Origin of the sequence: Streptosporangium canum (assembly GCF_900113865.1) — a bacterium.
In the GTDB taxonomy this organism is placed as follows: Bacteria; Actinomycetota; Actinomycetes; order Streptosporangiales; family Streptosporangiaceae; genus Streptosporangium; species Streptosporangium canum.
Genome location: NZ_FOQY01000012.1, coordinates 24,402 through 50,258, shown reverse-complemented (window position 1 = coordinate 50,258; position 25,857 = coordinate 24,402). Strand labels below are relative to the sequence as shown.

At 71.4% G+C, this 25,857-nt stretch carries 23 protein-coding genes; 14 read left to right on the top strand and 9 right to left on the bottom strand.

Features of this window, described 5'->3' with window-relative positions; all coding sequences use genetic code 11:
* The first annotated feature begins 65 nt into the window (after positions 1-65).
* From BM085_RS19140 to BM085_RS19130, 3 genes are all read left to right on the top strand, one after another.
* Positions 66-611: a TetR/AcrR family transcriptional regulator gene (locus BM085_RS19140; RefSeq protein WP_093888321.1), complete on the top strand. Its 546-nt coding sequence runs from the start codon at positions 66-68 to the stop codon at positions 609-611.
* A gap of 458 nt (positions 612-1,069) precedes the next feature.
* A complete protein-coding gene (locus BM085_RS19135) occupies positions 1,070-2,347 on the top strand; it encodes an MFS transporter (RefSeq protein WP_245789431.1) in 1,278 nt (425 codons plus the stop codon).
* Positions 2,348-2,363: 16 nt separating this feature from the next.
* Positions 2,364-3,122, top strand: coding sequence for an SDR family NAD(P)-dependent oxidoreductase (locus BM085_RS19130; RefSeq protein WP_093888320.1), 759 nt, complete (start codon positions 2,364-2,366; stop codon positions 3,120-3,122).
* A gap of 69 nt (positions 3,123-3,191) precedes the next feature.
* Here BM085_RS19130 and BM085_RS19125 read toward each other — a convergent pair whose 3' ends face one another.
* From BM085_RS19125 to BM085_RS19115, 3 genes are all read right to left on the bottom strand, one after another.
* Positions 3,192-5,138, bottom strand: a complete 1,947-nt coding sequence (locus BM085_RS19125) for a serine/threonine-protein kinase (RefSeq protein ID WP_093888319.1) — start codon at positions 5,136-5,138, stop codon at positions 3,192-3,194.
* 120 nt (positions 5,139-5,258) lie between these two features.
* Positions 5,259-6,647, bottom strand: a complete 1,389-nt coding sequence (locus BM085_RS45980) for a serine/threonine-protein kinase (RefSeq protein ID WP_093888318.1) — start codon at positions 6,645-6,647, stop codon at positions 5,259-5,261.
* 26 nt (positions 6,648-6,673) lie between these two features.
* Positions 6,674-7,498 (bottom strand): TIGR03619 family F420-dependent LLM class oxidoreductase, encoded by an 825-nt coding sequence (locus tag BM085_RS19115; RefSeq protein ID WP_093888317.1) that lies wholly within the window; start codon positions 7,496-7,498, stop codon positions 6,674-6,676.
* Positions 7,499-7,605: 107 nt separating this feature from the next.
* Between BM085_RS19115 and BM085_RS19110 the strand changes: the two genes are divergently transcribed.
* The 5 genes from BM085_RS19110 (at position 7,606) to BM085_RS19090 (ending at position 11,889) form a co-directional block, all read left to right on the top strand.
* A complete protein-coding gene (locus tag BM085_RS19110; protein ID WP_093888316.1) occupies positions 7,606-8,397 on the top strand; it encodes an alpha/beta fold hydrolase in 792 nt (263 codons plus the stop codon).
* Positions 8,394-9,644 (top strand): LLM class flavin-dependent oxidoreductase, encoded by a 1,251-nt coding sequence (locus BM085_RS19105; RefSeq protein WP_093888315.1) that lies wholly within the window; start codon positions 8,394-8,396, stop codon positions 9,642-9,644. The genes BM085_RS19110 and BM085_RS19105 overlap by 4 nt, the downstream gene beginning before the upstream one ends.
* 38 nt (positions 9,645-9,682) lie before the next feature.
* On the top strand, positions 9,683-10,564 hold the full coding sequence (locus BM085_RS19100; protein WP_093888314.1) for a TIGR03619 family F420-dependent LLM class oxidoreductase: 882 nt from the start codon (positions 9,683-9,685) through the stop codon (positions 10,562-10,564).
* 141 nt (positions 10,565-10,705) lie between these two features.
* Positions 10,706-11,515 (top strand): HipA family kinase, encoded by an 810-nt coding sequence (locus tag BM085_RS19095; RefSeq protein WP_093888313.1) that lies wholly within the window; start codon positions 10,706-10,708, stop codon positions 11,513-11,515.
* Entirely contained in the window at positions 11,512-11,889 is a 378-nt protein-coding gene (locus BM085_RS19090; RefSeq protein WP_093888312.1) for a DUF3037 domain-containing protein, read from the top strand. The genes BM085_RS19095 and BM085_RS19090 overlap by 4 nt, the downstream gene beginning before the upstream one ends.
* 31 nt (positions 11,890-11,920) lie before the next feature.
* Here BM085_RS19090 and BM085_RS19085 read toward each other — a convergent pair whose 3' ends face one another.
* The 4 genes from BM085_RS19085 to dxr all read right to left on the bottom strand — a co-directional run bounded on the left by BM085_RS19085 (position 11,921) and on the right by dxr (position 16,987).
* Positions 11,921-12,763, bottom strand: coding sequence for a GNAT family N-acetyltransferase (locus BM085_RS19085; protein WP_093888311.1), 843 nt, complete (start codon positions 12,761-12,763; stop codon positions 11,921-11,923).
* A 62-nt stretch (positions 12,764-12,825) separates the two neighbouring features.
* Entirely contained in the window at positions 12,826-14,418 is a 1,593-nt protein-coding gene (locus BM085_RS19080; RefSeq protein WP_093888310.1) for an alpha/beta hydrolase, read from the bottom strand.
* A 182-nt stretch (positions 14,419-14,600) separates the two neighbouring features.
* Positions 14,601-15,767, bottom strand: coding sequence for a flavodoxin-dependent (E)-4-hydroxy-3-methylbut-2-enyl-diphosphate synthase (ispG, locus tag BM085_RS19075; RefSeq protein ID WP_093888309.1), 1,167 nt, complete (start codon positions 15,765-15,767; stop codon positions 14,601-14,603).
* Between the two features lie 35 nt (positions 15,768-15,802).
* Positions 15,803-16,987 (bottom strand): 1-deoxy-D-xylulose-5-phosphate reductoisomerase, encoded by a 1,185-nt coding sequence (gene dxr / locus BM085_RS19070; RefSeq protein WP_177245165.1) that lies wholly within the window; start codon positions 16,985-16,987, stop codon positions 15,803-15,805.
* Positions 16,988-17,171: 184 nt separating this feature from the next.
* Between dxr and BM085_RS19065 the strand changes: the two genes are divergently transcribed.
* Genes BM085_RS19065 through BM085_RS19055 form a run of 3 tightly spaced genes read left to right on the top strand, consistent with a single transcriptional unit; the run spans position 17,172 to position 19,599 of the window.
* A complete protein-coding gene (locus BM085_RS19065) occupies positions 17,172-18,200 on the top strand; it encodes a trypsin-like serine peptidase (protein ID WP_093888308.1) in 1,029 nt (342 codons plus the stop codon).
* Positions 18,201-18,253: 53 nt separating this feature from the next.
* A complete protein-coding gene (locus tag BM085_RS19060) occupies positions 18,254-19,273 on the top strand; it encodes a trypsin-like serine peptidase (protein WP_093888307.1) in 1,020 nt (339 codons plus the stop codon).
* A 32-nt stretch (positions 19,274-19,305) separates the two neighbouring features.
* A complete protein-coding gene (locus BM085_RS19055; protein WP_043655132.1) occupies positions 19,306-19,599 on the top strand; it encodes a type II toxin-antitoxin system Phd/YefM family antitoxin in 294 nt (97 codons plus the stop codon).
* Between the two features lie 598 nt (positions 19,600-20,197).
* On the opposite strand, the gene BM085_RS19045 is transcribed toward BM085_RS19055, so the two are convergent.
* Positions 20,198-21,625, bottom strand: a complete 1,428-nt coding sequence (locus BM085_RS19045; protein ID WP_093888305.1) for an aldehyde dehydrogenase family protein — start codon at positions 21,623-21,625, stop codon at positions 20,198-20,200.
* 215 nt (positions 21,626-21,840) lie between these two features.
* Between BM085_RS19045 and BM085_RS19040 the strand changes: the two genes are divergently transcribed.
* On the top strand, positions 21,841-22,467 hold the full coding sequence (locus BM085_RS19040) for a TetR/AcrR family transcriptional regulator (protein ID WP_086569431.1): 627 nt from the start codon (positions 21,841-21,843) through the stop codon (positions 22,465-22,467).
* A gap of 39 nt (positions 22,468-22,506) precedes the next feature.
* Here the strand turns inward: BM085_RS19040 and BM085_RS19035 are convergent, their stop codons facing one another.
* Positions 22,507-23,940: a PucR family transcriptional regulator gene (locus tag BM085_RS19035; protein WP_342742889.1), complete on the bottom strand. Its 1,434-nt coding sequence runs from the start codon at positions 23,938-23,940 to the stop codon at positions 22,507-22,509.
* 123 nt (positions 23,941-24,063) lie between these two features.
* Here BM085_RS19035 and gabT point away from each other — a divergent pair, with 123 nt between their 5' ends.
* Positions 24,064-25,416 (top strand): 4-aminobutyrate--2-oxoglutarate transaminase, encoded by a 1,353-nt coding sequence (gabT, locus tag BM085_RS19030; RefSeq protein WP_093888304.1) that lies wholly within the window; start codon positions 24,064-24,066, stop codon positions 25,414-25,416.
* A 212-nt stretch (positions 25,417-25,628) separates the two neighbouring features.
* Positions 25,629-25,841, top strand: a complete 213-nt coding sequence (locus tag BM085_RS19025; RefSeq protein ID WP_245789429.1) for a hypothetical protein — start codon at positions 25,629-25,631, stop codon at positions 25,839-25,841.
* Positions 25,842-25,857: the final 16 nt, after the last annotated feature.

Below are 25,857 nucleotides of genomic sequence, written 5' to 3'. Positions count from 1 at the left end.
AACCTATGATGAAAGCGTAGGCGCGGACATACCCGGAATGCTCTAGACCGTTCGGGAATGAGACGATGACCACACTTGAGCACGGCTACGACACGCGTAGCCGCATTCTTGAGGCCGCCCGCCAGCTCTTCGCCGAGCGCGGCTACGCCGCGACCTCGCTGGCCGACATCGCCTCGGCCGTCGGGCTGACGAAGACCGCCGTCGCCTACCACTTCCATCCGAAGGACCGGCTGGCCGCCGAGCTGATCGCACCCGCCGCCGAGGACATCGTGGCCCTGTTCGAGACCGGCTTCGACGGCGAGCGCGCGTTCGTCGAGGCGCTGGTGACCTTCACGGTCCGGCACCGGGCCATCGTCCGTCTGATCATGGAGGACATCAGCGGCGCCGACGACGCCCCGCCCGGCTCCCCCGGCGAGGTCATCCGCGCCTTCCGGGACGCGATCTACACCCGCCTGGCCGCACCGGACGCGGACCCCGGCCGACGGGTACGCGCCTGGGCGCTCCTGGGCGCGCTGCAGGGCGTCGTGGTCAAGACGATCGACCTGCCGGAGGAGGTCGTCCGGGAGCACCTGCTCACCGCCGCCTCCGCCCTGTACGGCCCCTCGGCCTGACACGGAGGCCGCGTCGCACGGCCACGGCCGGCACCACGCCGAGCACGCCGGCGCCATCCCCTTCCCCTTCCCCCGGGCGGGGATCCGCCCAGGTTCGGCCTGGCAGCCATGCAGCCGAGGAAGCCGTCATCGATATTTGACCGTCCGATCTAGATACGGTTAGGCTTTGGCCTGCGGCAAGGACGGAGCGGTTCGATCCGGACGCGGATCCACAGAAGGCGTTGGAGCCACTCCGGGAACGGGGCTACGAGGCGACCTCCATGGCCGACCTGGTCCAGCACCTGCCGTCCCACCGCAGGGCATGCGCATTCTCGGACATGCGCATCCCGAGCCCGGCGGGTTGCGTGACGCCGCCGCGCACGCGCCGGCCGTACCGAACCGAGGGAGTGATCACTGTGACGAGAAGCGATGTCGCACACACTCATAACAGAACGATCGATCCAGATCGGAGTGCTGGGGTGACGGCGTTCGCCCTGCTCGGGACCGTGCAGGTCACGCTCATCGCGACGATCACGGTGATCACCGTGGCGTTGCCCGTCGTCCAGCGGGACCTGCATGTCGACGACGCGGGGATGGTGCTCGTCACCTCCGCTTATGGCCTGGCCTTCGGCGGGCTGCTGTTGCTCGGCGGACGGCTGGCGGACTCGCTGGGGCGGAGAAGGCTGTTCGTCACCGGCATGGCCGTCTTCGGTCTCGCCTCGGCGGCGGCCGGCCTCGCCCCGTGGCTGGGCATGCTGCAGATCGCCCGGTTCGCCCAAGGGGTCGGCGCGGCGCTGACGGCACCGGCGGCGATGGCACTGGTGGGCGCGGTGTTCCCCGACCCGCATCGCCGAGGACGAGCCATGGCGATGTGGGGCGTGTTGAGCGGCGCCGGCGCGACGCTGGGGACCGTGCTGTCAGGTGTGGTGATCACCTGGGTGTCGTGGCGCTGGGTCTTCCTGGCCCCCGTGGTGATCTCAGCCGTCGCGGCGCCCGCGGCCACCCGGCTCTTCCCCGCGGACGGCCCACCGGTCCGGGGGCGCATCGACTGGCTCGGCGCGATGCTGTCGACCGCCGGACTGGTCGCGCTGATCTACGGGCTGCACTACTCCGGCTGGATGGCCTTCGGCGGCGTCGCACTGCTCGTCCTGTTCGGACTGGCCGAGCGGCGCTCCTCCGCCCCGTTGACGCCGTTGCCCTTCCTGGGCAGGCGGGCGCTGCCCCTGATCGCCGTGACGGCGTGCGCCGGGGCGATGGCCACCGGGTTCTACCTGCTCTCCCTCTACCTGCAGGAGGTGCGCGGCCTGTCCGCGCTGCAGACATCGGCCGCCTTCCTGCTGCCCGCTCCGGCCGTTCTGGCCTCCGGTTCCCTGGCCGGACGGCTCATGGCTCGGCTGACGATCCACCGCGTGCTGGCGATCGGGCTGGTGACAGCGGCCGCCGGCCTGTCGCTGCTCAGCCTCCTCGACATGCCGTATGCCGGACTGGTCGTCTTTCCCCTCGGAGCCGGCTTGACGTTCTCGGCCGCCACGCTCGCCACGCTGCGGGACGTGCGAGAGGACCAGGCCGGCCTGGCCGGCGGACTGCTGAACACCGCCATGGAGATCGGCCCTCCGCTCGGTCTCACGGTGCTGGTCTCCCTCGCCACCGCCTACTCACCTCACCCGGCGAGCGGCTATGCCTTCGCACTGCGCGTCGCGGCGATCGCCCTGCTCGTCACCGCCCTGTTCGCGGCGCGCATGCGCCGCGCCGAATAAGTAAAGGAAAATCGGAATGACCTCACGTTTCACCGGCAAGGTAGTCCTGATCAGCGGTGGAGGTTCCGGCATCGGCAGGGCCGGCGCGCTCGCCTTCGCCCGGGAGGGCGCGACCGTGGTGGTCGCCGGACGCAACGCCGATCCCCTGCGGGAGACCGTGGACCTGATCGAGGCCGAAGGAGGCCGGGCCGGCGCCGTCACCGCCGACGTCTCCTCCTCCCGGGACGTCGCCCGGCTCGTCACGACCACCGTGGAGCGTCACGGTGGCCTGCACATCGCCTTCAACAACGCGGGAGTTTTCGAGGCCGGACCGCTCGCCGACATGGACGAGGCGGCCTGGGACCACCTGATCGCCGTGAACCTGACCGGCGTCTTCCTCAGCATGAAACACCAGATCGCGCACATGCGCGTCAACGGCGGCGGCGTCATCGTCAATACGGCCTCCAACCTGGGCGCACACATGCGCCTGCCGTTCCTCGGCGCCTACGCGGCCTCGAAGGCGGCCGTGAGCGCGCTGAGCCGCGCGGCGGCAAGGGAGTGCATCGGACAGGGCATCCGCATCAATGCGATCAGCCCTGGCCCCGTCGACACCACCATGTCCCTGCGGCCGGGTGAGAGTGAGGACGCCCGCACCGAACGGATGAAGGACGCGCTGCCGATCGGCAGGGTCGGAACGCTCGCCGAAGCGGCCTCCGCGGTGCTCTGGCTCGCATCGCCCGAAGCGGGCTTCACCGTCGGACACGACCTGGTCATCGACGGAGGCGCCACCGCCTGAACCGCACACGGCTGGGATCTTCCCGGAGCGGAGCCGGGACGCGGCGTCCGATGATTCCGTCCCGGCCTCTCAGCCCGGCAGCACGTCCCTGGCGCGGCCGGGCCGGTCCGTGACCGTCGGGTCCACGGGGACCGTCGTCTCGCCGGGATCGGGATCGGGATCGGGGCCGGGGCCGGTCTGCCCCTCGACGCCGACCGTGATCACGACCACGGCGTCCGGCCGGGCACACGGGCCGGACGCCCCGCCCTGCGCCAGCACCACACCGGACCGCGACGGGTCGCCGACGAGCCGGGGGCGCACCCGTACGGCGAAGCCCGCCGCGCTGAGCGCGCTCCGCGCGTCCGCCTCCCGCTGACCGACGACCGAGGGCACCTCGGCCCCGCGCCTGGACACGACGAGTGCCACCGCGCTGCCCGAGGAGACGCGCTCGGCCGCGCCGGGGGCGCTGGCGAGGACCCGGCCCGCCGGCTCCGCCGAGCATCGCGCGGTGATCTCACCTGGGACCAGCCCCGCCCGGACGAGGGCGGTCTCGGCCTGCCTCCTGGGGAGACCGGCCAGCACCGGCACCGCGACCCCCGCGGAGACCTCCAGGTCGATCCTGGTCCCCCTGGCGACCACGGTCCGCGCCTCCGGCCGGCTGCTGAGCACCTGCCCGACCCGGCGGTCGGAGTCGGCCGAGGTGAGGACTCCGGCGACCAGGCCGGCCTTCTCGATCAGGCTCAGCGCCTCGGGACGGTCCAGCCCGGCGAGCGCCGGCACCGCGACCCCGGCGACGGCCGGGGGCGCCGAAGGGTCCGGGGACGGGAGAGGGGCGCTCCTGGCGCCCGTGCCCGCCGGGTGCCTGGCCGGGGGCGCCGCCCTGGCCGGCTGCGAGGTGGGCCCGGACCGGACGCCGGTCGCCGCCGCCGACCCTCCCGGCCGGCCCGGACCGACCGGCTCGCCGTTCCCGCTCAGTGCCGGGACGAGCACCGCGACCAGCACGGCCGCGCTCACCAGCAGCGCCCCCGACACCGCGACCGAGGCCCTGGTGGCCGCCCGCCCCGGCCGGGTACGCGGTTCGGCGGACTCATCGGGTGCGCCGCCGAGGTCGCGCAAGCGCGACGCCGGGGGGAAGCGGCCGGGCGGAGCCGGACCCGGCGGGACCGCCGGCGGCAGGCCGGGCACCGCCGGCCCCGCGGCCGGCGGTGATCCCGGTTCCGCCGGCCGTACGTCGCCGTCCCCGAGCAGCGCGAGCAGCAGCTCCCGGCTGGTGGGGCGGTTGCGGGGGTCCTTCTCCAGGCAGCCGGCGACCAGCTCGCCGAGCCGCCCGTCCAGGCGGCCCAGCTCCGGTGGGGCGGTGAGGACGCGGTGCAGCACGGCCGCGATCGAGTCCTGTCCGAACGGCGCCTGGGCGTTGGCGGCGAAGCAGACCGTGGCGCCCCAGGAGAAGACGTCGGCCGCCGCGCGGATCTCGGCCCCCTCCACCTGCTCGGGCGCCATGTAGGCCGGGGTGCCCGCACCGCGACCGCTCTGCGTGGCTCCCGCGTCCAGAGCCCTGGCCAGGCCGAAGTCGATGACCCTCGGCCCATCGGGGCCCAGCAGCACGTTCTGCGGCTTGAAGTCGCGGTGCACGATCCCGGCCCGGTGAATGGCCGCGAGCGCGGTGGCCGTGCCGACGGCCAGCCGCTCCAGCGCGCCTCCCCCACGGGGTCCACCGGCCCTGACCTCACGGTGGAGTGACGGACCGTCGACGTATTCGCTGACGATGAAGGGGCGGTCACCGGCCAGTCCGGCCTCGATCACCTGGGCGGTGCAGAAGCGGGCGACCTGCTTGGCGAGCTCGACCTCACGCAGGAAGACCGCCTCGTCCTCCCCGAGCGGGCCGTGCAGCAGCTTGATCGCATAAGGCGTGGAGCCGGTCGCCGGGTGCGCTCCGAGATAGACCACCCCCTGACCGCCCTCCCCCAGGCGGCCGACGACCACGTATTCGCCGAGCCTGTCGAGGTCCCCCGTCCTGAGCGGCTGCGCATGCGGCACGCGAGCCTCCCCTCCCCACCACTCTTCCCACTCAAGAAGAGGTATTCCCGGCAGTCAACGGTGGCGAAGCGCTTGTTTCCCCGACCGTGACACTCATGTGATGCCCGGGTCAGCGGGAAATCAGGAGGAACGGGCCATCGTGCCCGAATAGCGGGCCTCGGTCTCGCCCGATCTCGTCACCCGGAAGGCCAGCCCGTCGGCGCCCCGCCGGGAGAACACCACCGTGCCCGGATAGCACTGCCTGCCCCTGACCTGCTCCAGCCGGTAGGCGTCGCCGGCGCCGGTCGGGGAGAGCCGTGCGGTGCAGTGCAGGTCGGCGCCCCACCTCATGTTCACCGCCTTCTCCGCGAAACGGACCTCCACCGGGAAGACCCGCTCGGCGGTGGCGTGGTCGGCGACACCGACCCAGGTCCCCCTGTAGGAGAAGTCGGCACGGAGCCAGAACGCGGCGGCTCCGGCCGCCGCGGCCGTGATCGCCACCCCCGCCGCCGCGATCAGGAGCCACCGGCGCCGCCCTCGCGGCGTCCGCACCGCGGAGAGCTCGGCGGTCGAGCCCTCCGGCGTCCGCGGCTCGACGGTCGGGTCCTCGGTCACCGGAAGCTCCGCCGTCGAGAACCCGGACGCCGGATCCTCGGTCACCGGGAGCTCCGCCGTCGAGAACTCCGGTGCGGTCCCCGGCGTGCCGTCCGTCCGGGAGGCGGCGGTGTTGCCGTACAGCCGGCGCAGCACCTCCTCGGCGACCGGCCGGTCCCCGGGCTCGACGGTCAGGCAGGAGACCACGATCTCCCGGAGCGGGCCGTCCAGCGGGCCCAGGTCGGGCCTGCCGTACAGGATCCTGGCCAGCACCTCGTGGTAGGACCCGGCGGAGAAGGCGTGGCGGCCGGTGGCGGCGTAGGCGACGGTGAGCGCCCAGCTGAACATGTCGGCCGGAGGCCCGGCGGACTCGCCCTTGATCTGCTCGGGGGACATGTAGGCCGGGGTGCCGAAGGGGATCTTCCCGGTGGTGATCGTGGCGTCCATCATCCGGGAGATACCGAAGTCGATCACTCGCGGGCCGTCCATGCCGAGCAGGACGTTGCCCGGCTTGAAGTCGCGATGGACCACCCCGGCCCGGTGGATGGCGGCCAGCGCGGTGGCCGTGCCGACCGCGATCCGGTCCAGCGAGCCGTCGACGCGCGGCCCCTCGGCCTCGATGTGCTCCTGGAGCGAGACCCCGTCGACGAGCTCGCTCACGATGTAGGGGCGGTCACCGTCGAGGTCGGCGTCGAGCACCTGGGCCGTGCAGAAGGGGGCTACCCGCCGGACGGCCTCGACCTCGCCGACGAGGCGGCGGCGGACCCTCTCGTCGTCCAGCAGCCGCGCGTGCAGCAGCTTCACGGCCACGCGCGGGCGCTCCGGGGACTCGGCGAGGAAGACGACCCCCTGACCTCCCGCGCCGAGGCGGTTGATCAGCCGGTAACGACCGAGGTGCCGGGGGTCCTCCGGCCGGAGCGGAGCCGGACGCGACATGGGACCTGACTATAACGATCTCCTCGTCACGTCAGAAAACCCACGTAACCGTCGAGCACCGCGAGCACCTGACCGGCGGGGGCGCTGGGGAGGCTGAGCACGACCTCCTCGATGCCCATTCCCGCGTAGTAGTCGAGCTTCTCCGCGCTCGGCAGCGTCCCGAACGGGATCACCTCGGCCATCTCGCGCCCCGCCTTCTCGCAGGCCTCGCGCAGGGCGGGAAGCGCCGCCCTGACCCCCTTGCCGCCGATCGGCATCCAGCCGTCGGCGTACTCGGCGACGTGGGCGAAGAGCTTTGGGCCCGCCGCGCCGCCCACGTAGACGGGCGGCCCGGACACCGGTTTGGGCCAGGACCAGGAGGGCTCGAAGCTCACGTGACTGCCCGTGAAACCGGCTTCCTCCTCGCTCCACAGCGCCTTCATCGCGAGAATGTGCTCGCGGGCGACGTCGCGGCGGGAGCCGTAGGCGACACCGTGGTCCTCGATCTCCTCGACGTTCCAGCCGAACCCGACGCCGAGCACCACCCGGCCGCCGGACAGGTGGTCGAGGGTGGCGACGGCCTTGGCGGTCACGATGGGTTCACGCTGAGCGGCGAGCATGATGCCGGTGCCGAGGGCGATCCGGCCGGTCACGGCCGCCGCGTGGGCGAGCGCGACCAGCGGGTCGAGTGTGCGGCCGTACTCCTCGGGGAGCACGGCCTGCCCGGCGGCGGGAGCCGTACGGCGCGAGAGCGGGATGTGGGTGTGCTCGGGCAGGTAGAGGGAGGCGAACCCGCGCTCCTCCGCGGCCCTGGCCAGCTCGGCGACCGGCATCGACCGGTCGGTGGCGAACATCGTGACACCCAGCCGCATGACAGCCTCCGGTTTCCCCGCACCGACCCCTTGATAAACCAAGCGATTGCTCGGTTACCATTCCTAGGGTAGCTTGCCAGGCGGGCAATCCTCACGGAAGGGCGCTCATGGCGTTCACGGACTTAGGCGACGTGCGGCTGTTCCACACCGACGACGGGGCGGGGGACACGACGCTGCTGCTCGTCCACGGCCTGGGATCGGACTCCCACGAGTGGGTCCACCACATCCCCTCGCTCGCCGAGCGGTACCGGGTCCTCGCGGTGGACGTGCGCGGACACGGCTACTCCTCCGCGCCGGAGACCGGCAACGCCCCCCGGCAGATGGCCGAGGACCTGGCCCTGCTCTGCGGCACGCTCGGCGTCGAGTCCTGCGTGGCGATCGGCCACTCGATGGGCGGCCAGATCGTCTCCCACCTGGCCGTGGAACACCCCTCGCTGGTCAAGGCGCTGGTCACGGTCGACCCGGGGTACGGCTTCACCGGCGCGGTGGCGGCCTCCTTCCCGGCGCTGATCGAGCGGATGCGCGAGGACCCCGTGGCCGCCGCCCTCCGCAACGACCAGTGGACCTCCACCGGGGCGACCCCGCGATGGCTGCGCGAGTGGCACCGGCGGCGGATCCTCGCCACGCCCCCGCACGTGCTGCTCCAGGCGTTCGAGGCGATGTTCGGCGGACCCGACGCGCTCGGCGTCCGACCCAACTCCGACCGATACCTGTCACGCCGGGCCTGCCCGGTGCTGACCTTCTGGTTCGACCCGGCCCAGGCCGAGTGGGAGGCGGACCTGTTCAAGGACCCGCACTCCAAGGCCGTCACCTGGGAGGGCAGCGGCCACCGGCTGCACGAGGAACGCCCCGGGGAGTTCCTCCTCGTCGTCACGCACTGGCTAAGGAGTCTGGCATGAAGTTCTCGATATTCCTCAACCCGCAGATCCCCGGTTCCGGATACTCCAACGAGGAGAACGCGGTCGCCAAGCGGCCGATCGGGCGGGACGTCGAGTCCTATCAGGCACTGCTCCACGAGGTCCGCGAGATCGCGATCCACGCCGACCAGATCGGCTTCGACGCGCTGATGATGACCGAGCACCACTTCCACTCCGAGGGCTTCGAGTTCTCGGTGAATCCGCTGATGTTCCTCACCGACCTGGCGGCCAGGACCGAGCGCATCCTGCTGGCCCCGCTGGGCATCGTGCTGCCCGCCTGGGACCCGATCAGGGCGGCCGAGGACGTGGCCCTGCTCGACCAGTTCAGCAAGGGGCGGCTGCGCCTGGGCGTGGCCCGCGGCTACCAGAACCGGTGGATGAACGTGCTGGGCCAGCGCTGGCAGGCCTCCGCAGCACGCTCCGACGGCTCCAAGAGCGACACCCGCAACTTCGACGTCTTCGGCGAGGTCCTGAAGATCATGAAGATGGCGTGGACCCAGGACACGCTGCGCTACAAGTCCGACGTGCTGGACTACGAGGTGCCCGCGCCGTTCGACGGCATCGAGGGCTGGCCCGCCCTGGAGTGGACCCGGAAGTTCGGCGCGCCGGGCGAGGTGGACGACCAGGGCAGGATCCACGCCGTCTCGGTCGGGCCCAAGCCGTACCAGTATCCGTATCCGGAGCTGTGGCAGCCGTTCACCATCTCCGACCGCTCGGTGATCCGTGCCGCGCAGGAGGACATCCTGCCGTGGATGTTCACCCCGAACCCGGACGAGCACGCCGCCAAGGCCAAGCTCTACCAGGAGGAGTCGGCCAAGTGCGGCCGCGACTACAAGCTGGGCGAGCACACCGGCATCCTCAAGATCGTCGGCATGGCCGACACCCGGGAGGCGGCCATCGCCACCTACGGCAAGAGCATGCAGAAGGACTTCGCCGCCTTCTTCGGCCCGTTCGGCTACCTGGAGGTCCTCCGCAAGCAGGAGGACGACAGGCACCAGCCGATCAGCCCGGAGAAGGGCGACTACAAGCGCATGAACGAGGTCGAGATGGCCCTGCTGGGCGGCCCCGACGACGTCAAGCGCGGCATCCAGCGCATGCTCGACCGGATGCCCGACCTGGAGTGGTTCGGCCTGTTCATGCAGGGACAGCAGGGGGTCCTCCCCCTCGACACCGTCAAGCGCAACCTCGAACTCTTCGCCACCAAGGTCATCCCCGAGTTCTCCGACTGACCCCGCCCGCCGCATCCGAGAAAACCCGGGGAGGATCCGTGCAGTTCTGGCTTGGAGCGTCGTTCGTCGAGACCGACCAGTTCGTCGAACTGGCCAAAGTGTCGCAACGGTGCGGCATCCACACGCTCACACTGTCGGACCACATCTTCTACGCCGACTTCGACTCCCCCTACCCCTACTCCAGCACGGGCGCGCCCCGCTGGAACGCCGAGACCCACTGGCCCGACGTGTGGGTGACGATCGGCGCGATGGCCGCGGTCACCTCCACCCTGCGCTTCGCCCCGAACGTCTACGTCGCCCCGGCCCGTGACCTGTTCACGGTCGCCAAGCAGGTCTCCACCGCGGCGGTGATCTCCGGGGACCGGGTGACGTTCGGCGTCGGCGTCGGCTGGTGCAAGGAGGAGTTCGTCCAGACCGGCCAGGACTTCCACACCCGGGGCCGCAGGCTGGACGAGATGATCCCCGCGCTGCGCGAGCTCTGGGCGGGCGGCACGGTCGAGCACCGCGGCGCCCACTTCGAGTACGGCCCGCTGTCGATCTCCCCCGTCCCCGCCCGGCCGGTGCCGTTCTTCGTCGGCGGCGACAGCGAGCCGGCGCTCCGCCGCGCGGCACGGCTCGGTGACGGCTGGATGGGCAACCGCGTCTACTCCGAGGAGCGGCTCGACGTGGTCCTCGCCGACCTCCGGCGCTACCTGAAGGAGTACGGCCGGGCCGAGGACGCCCTGGAGATCATCGCCCCTCTCGCCGTCATGCCCGACGCCGGCACCTACCGGCGCTTCGCGGACAAGGGCGTCACCGGCACCATGGCCGCCCCCTGGTGGCTCGCCACCCCGCGGGAGAAGGCCGAGCACGGCGACGGCCTCGCGCTCAAGGTCGCCACCATCGAGCGTTTCGCCGAAGAGGTGATCTCCAGGATGTGACCGCGGCCCGGCCGGCGGGCTGTTCCGTCGCCGGACCCGCTCCCCGCCACGGCCCGCGATCCCCGCCACGGCGTCACGGGCCCGGTCCGGCGGCCGGCACCGCGCGCCGTCCGGGACCGCTCGACCGGGTAGCCTGGCGGAGTGCTGGAAGAGATCACGGCGACCCGCTACGTGACGCCCCTGCGGGAGGGCGGGTCGCTCCCCGGGGTGGTCGAGGCGGACGACCTCGGCACCTACGTCGTGAAGTTCCGCGGTGCCGGGCAGGGCCGCCGGGTGCTCGTCGCGGAGATCATCTCCGCCGAGCTGGCCAGGCGGCTCGGCTTCCGGACCCCCGAGCTGAAGGTGATCGAGGTCGACCCGCAGCTCGGCGCCCGGGAGCCCGACGAGGAGATCCAGGACCTGCTCAAGGCCAGCGAGGGCCACAACCTGGCGGTCGACTTCCTGCCCGGCGCCCTCGGCTTCGAGCCGCTCGCCTGGCCACCGGACCCCGGCCTCGCCTCCCGGCTGCTCTGGTTCGACGCCCTGATCCACAACGTGGACCGGAGCTGGCGCAACCCGAACCTGCTCCTGTGGCACGGCGACATCTGGCTGATCGACCACGGCGCCGCCCTCTGGTTCCACCACAACTGGCCCACCGCCGACCCGCAGCGCGGCTTCGACGCGGGCGACCACGTGCTGGCGCCGTTCGCCACCCGGATGGCGGAGGCCGACGCCGAGCTCAGCGAGAGGATCACCAGGGACTTCCTCGACGGGATCGTGGACGAGGTCCCCGACGAGTGGCTGGAGGACGAGCCCGGGTTCGACGGGGCGCAGGCCGTACGGCAGGCGTATGTCGAGCACCTGCTGGCTCGCGCGCAGGGGCCCCGGGCATGGCTGCCCGACCCCTCGGCCGCCCCCAGGCAGGAGCGGAAGACCGGCTCGGTGGGCGCGTTCTGGAAGGACAGCCGGTGAGAGACGTCTACGAGTACGCCGTCATCCGGGTGGTCCCCCGCGTGGAGCGGGGCGAGCTGATCAACGCCGGGGTGGTGCTCTACTGCCAGCCCCGCGACTACCTGTGCGCGCGGGTGGAGCTGGACGAGGCCCGGCTGCACGCGCTCGACGCCCACGCGGACGTCGACGGGGTACGGCACGCACTCGGCGCCTACGAGCGCTCCTGCACCACCGACGCGGGACCGCTGGGCGGGGAACCGCTCGGCAGCCGGTTCCGCTGGCTGACCGCCCCGCGCAGCACGATCGTGCAGACCGGCCCGGTCCACGCCGGTCTCACCGCCGACCCCGGAGCCGAGCTGGAACGCCTGCTGGCCTGTCTGGTCCGCCGCCTGTGAACCGGTGCCGCCGCGAGGGCTCCGGCGTGCTCTAGAAGAGCACCGACATGAAGGTGCCGACCTCTTCGAACCCGGCCTTGCGGTAGGCGGCCCGGGCCGGGGCGTTGTAGTCGTTGACGTACAGCGAGACCACCGGCGCGAAGCAGTCGAGCGCGTGCTTGACCACCGAGGCCATCCCGGCTGCCGCGTGTCCCCGGCCGCGCAGGTCGGGATGGACCCAGACGCCCTGGATCTGGCAGGCCAGCGGCGTGACCGCGCCGATCTCGGCCTTGAAGACGACCCGGCCGTGCTCGATGCGCGCGTAGGACCGGCCGATCCGGATCAGCTCGGCGACCCTGGACCGGTAGAGGGCGCCGCCGTCACCGGCCTCCGGGGAGACGCCCACCTCCTCGGTGAACATCGCCACGCAGGCGGGGAGCAGGATCTCGAACTCCTCCGGCCGCACCCGCCTGACCAGCGGGTCGATCGGGACCGGGGACGGCGTGGTGACCGCCATCACCGGCTGGGCCCAGCGGACCGCGCGGGCGGCGCCCCAGTAGGGCTCCAGCCGCTCCCACAGCGGCGCGACGGCGTCCGCGGGGCCGACGATCGAGGAACAGCGGCGGCCCTGCTTACGGGCGCGGTCAGCGAAGGCGTGCACGGCGTCCATACCGGCGTTCACCGGGACCAGGTTCGCGCCGGCATAGCAGACAGAGGTCAGGCCGCCGCGCGGCCCGAACCCCCACATCTGACCACCGAGCCTGGCCGGATTGAGCCCGACGGCACGGACCCTGGAGGCGACGAAGACGTTGACGACAGGATCGGCGTCCAGGAGCGCCAGCACCTCGTCACGATCGTTGTCGTCGAGCACGCGCGACGCCGTTGTGCGCAGCATCACGCGCTCAGCCTACGCGACCCCTTCGATTTTGGCAGGAACCAACATAGAGCCAGTCATCTCTACCTACTTAAATCAGCCCTCGCCGCCATACGGGCCGCGGGCACGGGCTCGGGGTTCCCCTCGCAGCGGGCGTCCGGACCGGTCAGGGAGCGTTCGGCCGGGCCGGGCAGGCTGCCGTCCTTGAGGTAGGCCGCCAGGTAGCGGTCCACGCAGCGGTTGCCGCCGAGCGTGACACCGTGGTTCCCGCCGGGCACGGTCACCAGCCGGGAGCCGCTGAACAGCCTGCGCATCTGCAGAGCCCCCTGGTAGGGCGTGGCGGCGTCACGCTCGGACTGCACGAGCATGACCGGCGGCAGCTCCTGGCTGTCCTGGATCCGCACCGGGGGCCCGCCCTTCTCGGGCCAGAACGCGCACGGCGCGTTGTACCAGGCGTTCGGCCAGGCGAGGAAAGGCGCCTTGACGTGCAACTTCGACATGTCCGTCCGCCACTGGGACCAGTTACGCGGCCATGCGGCGTCGCGGCACTGTATTCCGAGGTAGACGGCGTAACCGTTCTCCGCCTTGGCGTCGTTCTCCGCGTGCCGGCGGTAGGCGGCGAGCATGGGGGCGGTGTCGCCCCTCTTGACGTAGGCGGAGAACGCCTTGGCGAGCTGCGGCCAGACCACGTCGGAGTAGCCGCCGACGGTGTAGATGTCGTCCAGCTCGCTCGGACCGACCACCCCGCCGGCCGGGCGGGTGCGCAGCCGCTCCCGCATGGCGTACCACGCGAAGGAGACCGCTCTGCCGGTCCCGCCCAGCCGGTAGGCGTCGTTGTGGCGGGCGGTCCACTTCAGGAAGTCCTGGTGCCGCCGGTCGAAGGCGGCGTCCTGGGAGAGGTTGGCGTCGTACCAGACCCCTCGGGGGTCGACCACGCTGTCCAGGATGAGCCGCTTGACCCGGTCGGGGAAGAGCGTCGCGTACACCGCGCCGAGGTAGCTCCCGTAGGAGTAGCCCAGGAAGCTGATCTCGGGCTCGCCCAGCGCCTCTCTGATCGCGTCCATGTCCCTGGCGGAGTTCTCGGTGCTCATGTGGGGCAGCAGCCAGCTCCACCGGTTCCCGCACGCCGTGGCGTACTGCCGGGCCCGGCCGATCAGCACGGCCTCCTCCCGCTCGTTGTGCGGCACATGGTCGGGGCGGGGCGCGGCGTAGTATTTCGCGGGGTCCACGCAGCGGAGCGCGGGCTCGCTCTCTCCCACTCCCCGCGGGTCGAAACCGATCACGTCGAACCGGTCGGCCAGGTGGTCGGGGAGCTGGGTGGCGACGTATTTGGCCAGGTTACGGCCGGATGCCCCGGGCCCTCCGGGATTGACCAGCAGGACCCCCAGGTGGTTGTGGTCCCGCGAGGCCTTCCCCTTGATCCGGTTCAGGGCCAGGCTGATGGTCTGGTCCGGGTTGGCGTAGTCGAGCGGCACCCTCAGGTCGGCGCACTCCACCTCGCCCTCCCCTGCCCTGGCCGGAGGGGTGAGCGCGCCGTCGAAGAGCGCGGTCTTGGGCTTGTCGGGACAGGGGCCCCAGACCAGCTCGTCCCGCTCCTGCGCCACCGCTCCCTGTGGAACCCCGACGGTGACGGCCAGCATCCCGGCGACCGCGACAACTCCGACGACCCTTTTCACAGACTCCCCCTCCGCATAGGCAGAGGCGATGGTCTCCCGGAGGATGGCACGGCCATCGGCGTAACAGCCAGATCCTTACCACTCTGTAGGCAGTCGATTGCGCTGTGTAATCAATTCGAGCAAGGCGCCCGGGGCGGGCTCTCCGGGAGACTCCCGCCCCGGCACGGGCGCCCAGGCGGGTTCTAGCGGACGACGACCTCGGGACCGGGAGCGTCGTCGTCGAGGTCGACCTCCACCCCCATCTCCTCCGCCAGACGCAGGGCCTCCTCGATGAGGGTCTCCACGATCTGGGACTCGGGGACGGTCTTGATGACCTCTCCCTTGACGAAGATCTGGCCCTTGCCGTTGCCGGAGGCGACGCCGAGGTCGGCCTCACGGGCCTCGCCGGGACCGTTGACGACACACCCCATCACCGCGACGCGGAGCGGGACCTTCAGCCCCTCAAGGCCCGCCTGGACCTGCTCGGCCAGGGTGTAGACGTCGACCTGGGCGCGGCCGCAGGACGGGCAGGAGACGATCTCCAGGCCGCGCTCGCGCAGGTTCAGCGACTCCAGGATGCCGATGCCGACCTTGATCTCCTCCACCGGCGGGGCCGACAGCGACACGCGGATGGTGTCGCCGATGCCCTCGGCGAGCAGCGCGCCGAACGCGACGGCGGACTTGATCGTGCCCTGGAAGGCCGGCCCCGCCTCGGTGACGCCGAGGTGGAGCGGGTAGTCGCACTGGGCGGCCAGCTGGCGGTAGGCCTGGACCATCACGACCGGGTCGTTGTGCTTGACCGAGATCTTGATGTCGCGGAAGCCGTGCTCCTCGAAGAGCGAGCACTCCCACAGGGCCGACTCCACCAGCGCCTCGGGCGTCGCCTTGCCGTACTTCTGCAGCAGCCGGGGGTCGAGCGAGCCGGCGTTGACGCCGATCCGGATGGGCACCCCGTGGTCGGAGGCGGCGCGGGCGATCTCGCCGATCTTGTCATCGAACTTCTTGATGTTGCCGGGGTTGACCCGGACGGCCGCGCAGCCCGCCTCGATCGCGGCGAAGACGTACTTCGGCTGGAAGTGGATGTCGGCGATCACCGGGATCTGCGACTTCTTCGCGATGATCGGCAGCGCCTCGGCGTCGTCCTGGGAGGGCACGGCCACCCGGACGATCTGGCAGCCCGACGCGGTCAGCGCGGCGATCTGCTGGAGCGTGGCGTTGATGTCGGCGGTGACCGTGGTGGTCATCGACTGGACGGAGACCGGCGCGTCCCCGCCGACCGGGACGGAGCCCACCATGATCTGACGGGATTTGCGTCGCTCGGCGATCGGTCTGGTCCTTACGGAAGGAATACCGAGAGCAACAGAAGTCATTTTCAGCCCTTGAAGTGTCGACGACTTTCCCCAGTCTAGGCAGTCGCGGTGAGCTCCCGAGCCCTCGCCCGTGCCCATCCGTCGGCGTCGAGGACCTCTTCGACGGAATCCGCCCGAGTCACCGTGTGCTCGGAGACCACAGCGGCCACAGTGTCGACGATACCCAGGAAGGGCAGCCGCCCGGAGAGGAACGCCTCGACGCACACCTCGTTGGCGGCGTTGTAGACGGCGGGGGCCGTGCCGCCGGCGGAGCCGACCTGGCGGGCCAGCGCGACGGAGGGGAAGGCCTCGTCGTCGAGGGGGTCGAAAGTCCAGGTGCTGGAGGTGGTCCAGTCGACCGTGGGGGCGGCTCCGGCGACCCGTTCGGGCCAGCCGAGGGCCAGCGCGATGGGCAGCCTCATGTCGGGCGGGCTCGCCTGGGCGATGACCGAGCCGTCCACGAACTCCACCATGGAGTGGACGACCGACTGCGGGTGGACCACGACGGTGATCCTGTCGAAGCCGATGTCGAAGAGCAGGTGGGCCTCGATGACCTCCAGCCCCTTGTTGACGAGTGTGGCGGAGTTCACGGTGATGACCGGGCCCATCGACCAGGTCGGGTGGGCCAGGGCCTGCGCGGGGGTGACGTCCGTCAGCTCGGCTCGCGACCTGCCGCGGAAGGGGCCGCCGCTCGCGGTGACGATCAGGCCGCGCACCGCCGACGCGTCGGGACCGCTGGGACCGGCGGCCCACAGGCACTGGGCGAGGGCGGCGTGCTCGGAGTCGACCGGGATGAGCTGCCCCGGCTTGGCCAGGCGTTTCACCAGCGGCCCGCCGATGATCAGCGACTCCTTGTTGGCGAGGGCGAGAACCCTGCCCGCCTCCAGCGCGGCCAGCGTCGAGGTCAGCCCCAGCGCCCCGGTGATGCCGTTGAGCACAGTGTCGGACGGCCAGGCGGCGACCTCGGCGACCCCCTCCGGCCCGGCGAGCACTTTGGCGCTCACCCCGTGCGCGGCCAGGGCCTCCCGCAGCGCGGGCACGGCCGAGGGGTCGGCGACGGCCACCGCGTCGGGCCGGAACTCGGCCGCCTGGCGGGCCAGCAGGTCGACCCGGCCGCCTCCGGCGGCGAGCGCCGCCACCCGGAACCGGCCGGGGTTGCGGGCGATGACGTCGAGGGACTGGGTCCCGATGGAGCCGGTCGAGCCGAGCAGGACAACGGAGCGGATGGTGTCTGACTGCACCGCCCCATTCTCCCGGCTCTCGTCTCCCTGTCGAATCGGCGCCGGAATCTGTGATGTGTGAAACACGAGATAAAAGACACTATTTAAGTCTGAATTTTGCCATATCAATAGTTGTAAATCCTGAGAAATGCCGTCATATAGCGCACTAGCTTCCCGAGTCAGCATCAGGTCTCGGGAGGTACAAATGCGCCGCAGGGCACACCTGGTCCCCATCATCACCCTCGTCGCGGGCAGCACCCTGCTCTCGGCGGCGGTCGCACCCAGCGCCGGCGCGACGGCGGCCGGCCCGCAGCCGATCGGGAAGGAGGCCGCCGACACCACGACCGAACAGCGCACCGTCCAGCGTTACTGGACGGAGGCGAAGATGGAGGCCGCCCAGCCACTCGACACCCTCGCGCCGAAGAAGGACCCCGTCCGGCTCACCGCGGCGGCGATCGCGGCGCAGGCGGCGGCCGACCCCGTCTCGGTCCCCGCGACCCCACCGGCCGGCGACACCGTCACGGCCGCCCGGGCGTCCGCCGCACGCGCCTCCACCGGCTCGGCATGGACCCGCGGGGGCGCGGTCGCCAGGACCGCCGGCCGGGTGTTCTTCACCTACCAGGGCCGCAACGCCTCCTGCTCGGGCAATGCGGTGACCAGCGACAACGGAAGCACCGTGATCACCGCGGGGCACTGCGTGAAGATGGGCGGCGCCTTCCACGGCAACTGGGTGTTCGTCCCGGGCTACGACAGGGGCGACCGGCCGCACGGCACCTGGGTGGCGACCACGCTCTACACCACCCCGCAGTGGAACAACAGCGAGGACGTCAACTACGACGTGGCCGCCGCCGTGGTGGCCCCGCTGAACGGCCGGTCGCTGACCGACGCGGTGGGCGGCCAGGGCGTCTCCTTCAACCGGGCCCGGCGGCAGCAGATGCACTCCTTCGGCTACCCCGCCGCCGCCCCCTACGACGGATCGAAGCTGGTCTACTGCGCCGGCCGGGCGTTCGACGACTTCCTGATGTCCCGCGACATCGGCCTGAACTGCGACATGACCGGCGGGTCGAGCGGCGGCCCCTGGTTCACCGACTTCGACGAGAGCACCGGCCTGGGCACGCTGAACTCGGTGAACAGCTTCAAGTACGGCTTCGCCGCCGGCTGGATGTTCGGCCCGTACTTCGGGACCGACGCGCAGGCCGTCTACGAGGCCGCCCAGGGCACCGACACCTCCTGATCTTTACTTAAAGTAGTCACAACAGCACACCACGTAGTGCAAAATCGGGTCCCATGACCTCGAGCCTCCCCCTGCTTGCGGGTGCCGCGCTTGTCGCCGGCCTGCTGGGCGCACCCCAGACCGGCGCGACGACCACGGAGCCCGGGCGGTGGGCCGTAGGCGCCTCCCGCCCCCAGCCGGCCGCGAAGGCCCGGCCCGCCGCGAAGACCGCGGTCGTGGCCGGCGGGGACGACGTCGTCGAGCGCGTGGCCGCCCGCGGCACGCCGGACCAGCGTCACGTGCTCGACTACTGGACCCCCCGGCGCATGGCGGCCGCCGTCCCGATCGACCTGCTCGGGACGGCGGGGATGTTCGGCAAGCCCCGCGTCCCGCTCCGCCGGCGCGCCGCCCGCACCGCCGGGACGCGCTGGAACGCGGGCGGGTCGGTGACGCGCACCACCGGGCGGGTCTTCCTCACCCTCGGCGGGCTCGACTTCGTGTGCTCGGCGAGCTCGGTCAGGAGCACCAACAAGGACCTCGTGGTGACCGCCGGGCACTGCGTCAAGGACGGCACCGGAGCGTGGGCGGACAACTGGACCTTCGTGCCCGGTTACGACCGGGGGCGCCGGCCCTACGGGCAGTTCACCGCCCGGCGCATGTTCGTCGCGGGCCCGTGGTCGCGCAGCGCGGACGACAGCTACGACATCGGCATGGTGGCGCTCAACCACAGGGGCGGCAGGCATCTGGGGGAGGTCGTCGGCGGTCAGGGGATCGCCTTCGGCACCGCCAGGGGCCGCCAGACCCACGGTTTCGGCTTCCCCGCCGAGCCCCCCTACGACGGCGAGCACCTGGTCTACTGCGCGGGCCCGGTCCGCGACGACCCGCACGGCCAGACCGACGACCAGGGCATGCGCTGCGACATGACCGCCGGTTCCAGCGGCGGCCCCTGGCTGAGCGGCTTCGACGCCGCCACCGGGCGCGGCACGATCACCTCGGTGAGCAGCTTCAAATACAGCGACGACCGCGGCACCATGTACGGGCCCTACTTCGGCGACGTGGCCAGGGAGCTCTACACCGCGGCCGAGAGGTCGTGACCACGGTGAGTGCCCAGACCTACACTCGACTCATGAGCGAGAACGCCCACGAGATCCCCATCGACGAACTGGCCGCCCATGCGAGCGAGATCGAGGAGCAGGTCTCGCGTGGTGACACGATCATCCACTTGACCAGGAATGGTCATGCCGTGGCTCATATCATCCCGGATGAGGATGCATGGTTCTGGACTCCCGAGTGGCAGGCCAAGGAACGTCAAGCCGACGAGGAGATCCGCGCGGGGGCCGGCACCGGCCGCTTCCACTCCATGGAGGAGCTTTTCGCCGACCTCGACGCGGCCAGGGCCGAGGCTGCGGATGAAGTTTGACCGCACCCCCGCATTCCGCAGGGAAGCCGCTCGGCTGCCTCAGGAGCATCTGGAGCTGTTCAAAGACGTCGTCCGCAACCACCTGCTCCCGGCGTTGAACGCGGGGGCTCACAGAGGTGAGACCCCCTGGCCCAAGCGTTTGCGGATCCATAAGTTGCAGGATCACGACGTCTACTCACTCACGTGGAATTTTGCCTCTCCAGACGGTCGCGCGACTTTCTCGTTCATGGCTGACGATCAAGGTGAACCAGTTCTCGTATGGCGACGGATCGGCTCCCACGCGATCTACCACGATCCATGATCGTGGTAGATCGCGTGGGAGCCGACTCGCCGGTCGTCCTCGACCTCTGCACCGCCCAGCAGGCCGGGCTGGCCCACCGCCGGCGCGAGGTCGTGGACGACACCCCCAAACGCCTTGGCTCCCGCATCACCTTCGTCATCGCATGGTTCTCGGATGAGCCCGTGGGCCGTGCCGGCTCCAACTCCTGGAGCCAGCACGAGCGAGGTCAAGCGGATGTACGTCCGACCGGAGGCCGTGGCCGTACGCGATCTCAGGGCCTACACGATTTCCAGAGAAAGGCGGGCCGTGCGCGAGCCGTCAGAGGGACAGGCCGGTGAGGACCATGACCTTCTCGTAGGTGAAGTCCGCCATGGCCGAGCGGACGCCCTCGCGGCCGACGCCGGAGTCCTTGACGCCGCCGTAGGGCATCTGGTCGGCGCGGTAGGACGGGACGTCTCCGATGATCACACCGCCGACCTCGAGCTCCCGGTTCGCCCGGAAGGCGATGTCCAGGTTGCGGGTGAAGATCCCGGCCTGCAGGCCGTACCTGGAGTCGTTGACCGCGGCGAAGGCCTCGTCGACGCCCGGCACGGACTGGATGATCATCACGGGGCCGAAGACCTCCTCGCAGGAGACCTTGGCGTCGTGCGGCACGTCGGCCAGGACGGTCGGCGCGACGGTGGCGCCGTCGCGGGTGCCGCCGGCGAGCAGCCGGGCGCCGGCCGCGACGGCCTCCTTGATCCACTGCTCGACGCGCTCGGCGGCCTCGACGGAGACGAGCGGGCCGACCTGTGTCCTGTCGTCGGCGGGGTCTCCGGTGACCAGGGCCTCGACGGCGGGGACGAGCCTGGCCACGAAGTCCTCGCGCACCGACTCCTCGACGATCACCCGCTGGACCGCGATGCAGCTCTGCCCGGCCTGGTAGTTGGAGAACAGCGCCACCCGGGAGGCGGCCCAGTCAAGGTCGGCGTCGGCGAGCACGACGGCGGCGGCGTTGCCGCCGAGTTCGAGGGTGACGTGCTTGCGCGGCACCTGGTCCATGATCGCGTAACCGACGGGCCCGGAGCCGGTGAAGGAGACGACCGGCAGGCGCGGGTCGTCGACCAGGCCGGCGGCGCGGTCGTTGGGCACGGGGAGCACGGAGAACATGCCCTCGGGCAGCGCGGTCTCGGCCAGGATCTCGCCGAGCACGAGGGAGGAGATCGGCGTCGCCGGGGCCGGCTTGACGATGATCGGGGCGCCGACCGCGATGGCCGGGGCGACCTTGTGGGCCACCAGGTTGAGCGGGAAGTTGAACGGCGTGATCGCCAGGACCGGGCCGTGCGGGACGCGCGAGACGTAGGCGAGGCGGCCGGCGGAGGCGGCCTCGGTGTCCAGTCGCACGGCCTCGCCGCCGAGGCGGCGGGTCTCCTCGGCGGCGAACCGGAAGGTGGAGATCGCGCGGTTCACCTCGCCGCGGGCCCAGAAGATCGGCTTGCCGTTCTCCTCCATGATCAGGCGGGCGATCTCCTCGGCCCGCTCGGCCAGGCGGCGCGAGACGTGGGCGAGAGCCTCGGCCCGCACGTGGATGGGGAGCGCGGCGGCCTGCCTCTGCACGGCCGCCGCGGCGGCGACGGCCTCTTCGACCTGGTCGGCGGTCGGCACGGAGCAGACGCCGACGACACGGCCGTCATGGGAGTTGGTCACGGTGAGCTCGGCGTCCCCCATGGCGGGGCGGCCGGCGAGCCAGAAGGGGCGCACGTCCATGGCTCCGACGGTATGCCACCCGCCCGGGAGTGGCGTTACTCCACTACGCACAAGCCACTTGCGCGGGCACGCCGTTACGCATAAAAATATCTCCCTCTCTGCCTGTAACGAAAATGGGGCAGATTATGGATATTTCTTATATGGCGACGGTTTGAAGGATCGCCGCCCTGGCTAAGTCATCAAATGCAACCCCGAGAGCGGAAGGGTGTGGCCGCATGACCTCATCGGCGCCGCGCGGACTGCAGGGCGCCTATCTGGTCGGCGAACGGGCCACCCAGGACGAACTCCGCGGCAGGCTGCTCGACGTGGCCAGCCAGCTCCTCGTCACCATCGGCCCCGAAAGCCTGTCGATGCGCCGCATCGCCACCGAGGCCGGATGCTCGACGACCGTCATCTACACCATGTTCGGCAGCAAGGAAGGCCTGGCCGAGGCGCTGTACCTTGAGGGTTTCGAGCGGTTCCGGCGGCGTCTGGAGTCGGTGCCCGCGCGCAGGAACGCGCTGGAGCACCTCACCGCGCTCGGCCCCGCCTACCGGGAGGCCGCGCTGGCCGAACCCGGCTACTACGCCCTGATGTTCGAGCGGGCCATCCCCGGATTCCTGCCGAGCGAGCGGGCCCGGACCCTCGCCCGGGCGGCGCTCAACGTCCTCGACCGGGTGATCGCCGACTGCATCTCGGCCGGATACATCATCCCGACGCAGCCCAGGAAGATCGCCGACGCCCTCTGGGCGGCCGCGCAGGGCGCCATCAGCCTGGAGCGCGCCGGGCATCTGCGTGACAGCCGCACCTACGACGCGGTCACCTACGCCACCATCTCCCGTTACCTGGTCGACAGGCCCTGACCCGCCGTTCCGGCGCCCGCCGCGGGACGCCGGGCCGCCTCACTCGGTGACGGCCAGCGCGACCCAGAGCTCGGCGCGGGCGGCCGGGTCGTCGAGGTCGCGGCCGAGAAGCTCGGCGACCCGGCGCATGCGGTAGCGCAGGGTGTGCCGGTGCACGCCGAGCCGCTGCGCCGCCGCGTCCCAGTGGCCGTTGCAGGCCAGGTAGGCGCGGAGGGACTCCAGCAGGTCGGCGCGCGAGCCGTACTCGCGCAGCGGGGCGAGCAGCGCCGAGGAGAACGCCGCGGTCATGCCGGGGTCCAGCAGGGACAGCAGGCCCTGGCCCGCGAGGTCGGCGAAGCGCATGACGGGCTCGGCGGCGCGACGGGCCGAGGCGAGCGCCCGGTCGGCCTGGTCGAGCCCGGCGCGCAGGTCGTCGAGGCCGACCGGGGAGCCGATGCCGACCGGGCCGTGCTCCCGCAGCGCCGGGACGGTGTCCTCGGCCCGATCCGCCGCGACGACGACCACCGTCCGGTCGCCGGCGGCCACCGCGAACTCGTCGCCCGCGGCCTCCAGCACCGCCTCCTGGTCGCCGCCGGCGGCCAGGACGACCAGCGGCCCGCCCGGCAGCCCGTCCCCCAGCAGTTCCAGCGTCTCCTGCGCAGCCCGCACCTGCCCGGCCAGCAGCAGCCGGAGCACCGCCGAACGGACCCGGCGCTCGGCCGCCAGGTGCTCCCTGCCGTGCTCGATGGCGAGCGTCAGCAGGGAACCGGCGGCGTTGACCACGGTGTGCGCGACCGGCGTGAACGGCCGGTCGAGGCCGACCGCGAAGAACCCCCGGACGCGACGGGCGCCCAGCGGGTGCACGATGACGTGCTCCCGCGGCGTGGAGAGTGCCAGGCTCGCGGGCGCGCCCCCGCCCGCGGGCCTGCGCAGGCGCTCCAGCTCGGGAAGGAGGTCGGCGGTGCGGCCCGCGCCCGCTCCGGCCGCGTGCCGTACGGCTCCCGCCTCGTCGAGCAGGGCGGCCCAGCCTCCGAGCTCCCGGGCCAGGCCGTCGACCACCGCGCGGGGGCCCTCCGGGAGGAGGGCGGCACGGGTGAGGCGGCCCTGGGTGGCGAAGGCGCGCCTGATCTCGTCGTACTGCTCGGCGGCGATCAGGTCGCTGACCAGCTTGCCGATCGCGACGAACGGGGTGTCGCGCGGCACCTCGATCAGCGGCAGCCCCGCCCGCGCCGCCGCCTCCACCAGCCCGGCCGGAATCGCCTCGTGTCCCAGCCCGACGCCGAACCCGAGCCCGGTGACCCCCTTGCCGACCAGCCGGTCGACGTACGGCCCGGCGTTGCCGGCGTCCAGGCGCATGCCGGTGGTGAGGACCAGCTCGCCGCCCTCCAGGAAGGGGGTCGGGTCCTCCAGCTCGCTGACCGCCACCCAGCGCACCGGCCGGTCGAGGGCGTCCTGTCCGGTGAGCACGCCGAGCTTGAGTGGCAGGCGTCGCACGACGGTGCGGAGCGTCGGCGCCACAACCACCCCCGGGATTTGTACGTTACGGCCAGAGCGCTATCCGCAATTTTGCCATAGTGCATCATCCGCATACCGGCATGTGCGACATACCTTCGCAGTATGAGCACCGTCCCCCAGGGCGGCCCCTCGCTTCCGCAGGAGCGCCGGGTCGTCACCGAGATTCCCGGCCCGAAGTCCCTCGAGATGTTCGCCCGGAAGCAGGCCGCCGTTCCCCAGGGCATCGGCACCACGCTGCCGGTCTTCGTGACGCACGCCGGCGGCGGTGTCGTCGTCGACGCCGACGGCAACTCGCTGATCGACTTCGGCTCCGGCATCGCGGTGACCAGCGTCGGCAACGCCGCCCCGCGCGTGGTCGAGCGGGTGCGCAAACAGGTCGCGGACTTCACCCACACCTGCTTCATGGTCACCCCGTACGAGTCCTACGTCCAGCTCTGCGAGAAGCTCAACGAGCTCACGCCCGGTGACCATGACAAGCGCACCTTCCTGCTCAACAGCGGCGCCGAGGCCGTGGAGAACGCGGTCAAGGTCGCCCGGCACGCCACGGGGCGCCAGGCGGTCGTCGTGTTCGACCACGGCTACCACGGCCGGACCCTGCTGACGATGTCGCTGACGGCCAAGAACATGCCGTACAAGCACAGGTTCGGCCCGTTCGCCCCCGAGGTCTACCGGGTGCCGCTGGCCTACCCCTTCCGCTGGCCCACCGGCCCGGAGAACTGCGCGGAGGAGGCGGCCGCCCAGGCCATCGACCAGATCACCAAGCAGGTCGGCGCGGAGAACGTGGCCGCCGTGGTGATCGAGCCGATCGCCGGCGAGGGCGGCTTCATCGAGCCGGCCAGGGGCTTCCTGCCGAAGATCGTGGAGTTCTGCCGCGAGAACGGCATCGTCTTCATCGCCGACGAGGTCCAGACCGGCTTCTCCCGCACCGGCGACCTGTTCGCCTGCGAGGACGAGGGCATCGTCCCGGACATCATCGTCACCGCCAAGGGCATCGCGGGCGGCCTGCCGCTGGCGGCCGTCACCGGCCGCGCCGAACTCCTCGACAAGGTTCACGTCGGCGGGCTGGGCGGCACCTACGGCGGCAACCCGCTCGCCTGCGAGGCGGCGCTGGGCGTGCTGGAGACCATCGAGGCCGACGATCTGACCGGCAGGGCCCGCCGCATCGGCGAGGTCATGCTCCCCCGGCTGCGCGCCATCGCCGGCGAGAACCCGGTGATCGGCGACGTGCGCGGCCGCGGCGCCATGATCGCGATCGAGCTGGTCGTCCCCGGAACCAAGGACCCGCACCCCACCGCGGCGGGCGAGATCGCCAAGAGGTGCCACGCCGAGGGCCTGCTCGTGCTGACCGCGGGCACCTACGGCAACGTCCTGCGATTCCTGCCGCCGCTGGTCATGCCCGACCACCTGCTGGAAGAGGGCCTGGCGATCCTGGAGAAGATCATCAGCGAGGTCTGACGGTTTAGATCACCCCAAAAGGGGCACCCGGCTTGAGACCGGGTGCCCCTTTTGCTGCTGTATGACCCCTAGGCAGGAAGTGATTTAACCACTGCTTGACACCTACCAAAGCGATCACGGGTCGCGGCGGCGTTATAACGGTTCCGATATGACACTGCGCGATCAAGACGGGGGGCGCGATGAACTGGGGGCCGAACAGAACGGCGCAGAACATGCTGACATTCGATCCTGAGGGCCTGACCCGCACCCAGCGTGAGGGCGACGCCTGCGTGGCCTGCCACAAGAAATGGCCCCGCCCACGGATCAGGATCGGGCGCCTGCCCGACGACGGGGCCCTGTTCGCCTGCCCGGAATGCGCCGACGCGCTGACCCAGGACCTCCAGGAGAACGTCTACCCCCTCCAGCGCCGCGTGGCCTTCTCCTGAGCCCCGCTCCCGGGAC

Coding starts and splice junctions, on each gene's coding strand:
- BM085_RS19110 (WP_093888316.1), top strand. CDS start 7,606: ATGGCGTTCACGGACTTAGGCGACGTGCGGCTGTTCCACACCGACGAC.
- BM085_RS19115 (WP_093888317.1), bottom strand. CDS start 7,498: ATGCGGCTGGGTGTCACGATGTTCGCCACCGACCGGTCGATGCCGGTC.
- BM085_RS45980 (WP_093888318.1), bottom strand. CDS start 6,647: ATGTCGCGTCCGGCTCCGCTCCGGCCGGAGGACCCCCGGCACCTCGGT.
- ispG (WP_093888309.1), bottom strand. CDS start 15,767: ATGACTTCTGTTGCTCTCGGTATTCCTTCCGTAAGGACCAGACCGATC.
- BM085_RS19140 (WP_093888321.1), top strand. CDS start 66: ATGACCACACTTGAGCACGGCTACGACACGCGTAGCCGCATTCTTGAG.
- gabT (WP_093888304.1), top strand. CDS start 24,064: ATGAGCACCGTCCCCCAGGGCGGCCCCTCGCTTCCGCAGGAGCGCCGG.
- BM085_RS19025 (WP_245789429.1), top strand. CDS start 25,629: ATGCTGACATTCGATCCTGAGGGCCTGACCCGCACCCAGCGTGAGGGC.
- BM085_RS19045 (WP_093888305.1), bottom strand. CDS start 21,625: ATGGACGTGCGCCCCTTCTGGCTCGCCGGCCGCCCCGCCATGGGGGAC.
- BM085_RS19085 (WP_093888311.1), bottom strand. CDS start 12,763: ATGCTGCGCACAACGGCGTCGCGCGTGCTCGACGACAACGATCGTGAC.
- BM085_RS19040 (WP_086569431.1), top strand. CDS start 21,841: ATGACCTCATCGGCGCCGCGCGGACTGCAGGGCGCCTATCTGGTCGGC.
- BM085_RS19130 (WP_093888320.1), top strand. CDS start 2,364: ATGACCTCACGTTTCACCGGCAAGGTAGTCCTGATCAGCGGTGGAGGT.
- BM085_RS19105 (WP_093888315.1), top strand. CDS start 8,394: ATGAAGTTCTCGATATTCCTCAACCCGCAGATCCCCGGTTCCGGATAC.
- BM085_RS19055 (WP_043655132.1), top strand. CDS start 19,306: ATGAGCGAGAACGCCCACGAGATCCCCATCGACGAACTGGCCGCCCAT.
- BM085_RS19060 (WP_093888307.1), top strand. CDS start 18,254: ATGACCTCGAGCCTCCCCCTGCTTGCGGGTGCCGCGCTTGTCGCCGGC.
- BM085_RS19065 (WP_093888308.1), top strand. CDS start 17,172: ATGCGCCGCAGGGCACACCTGGTCCCCATCATCACCCTCGTCGCGGGC.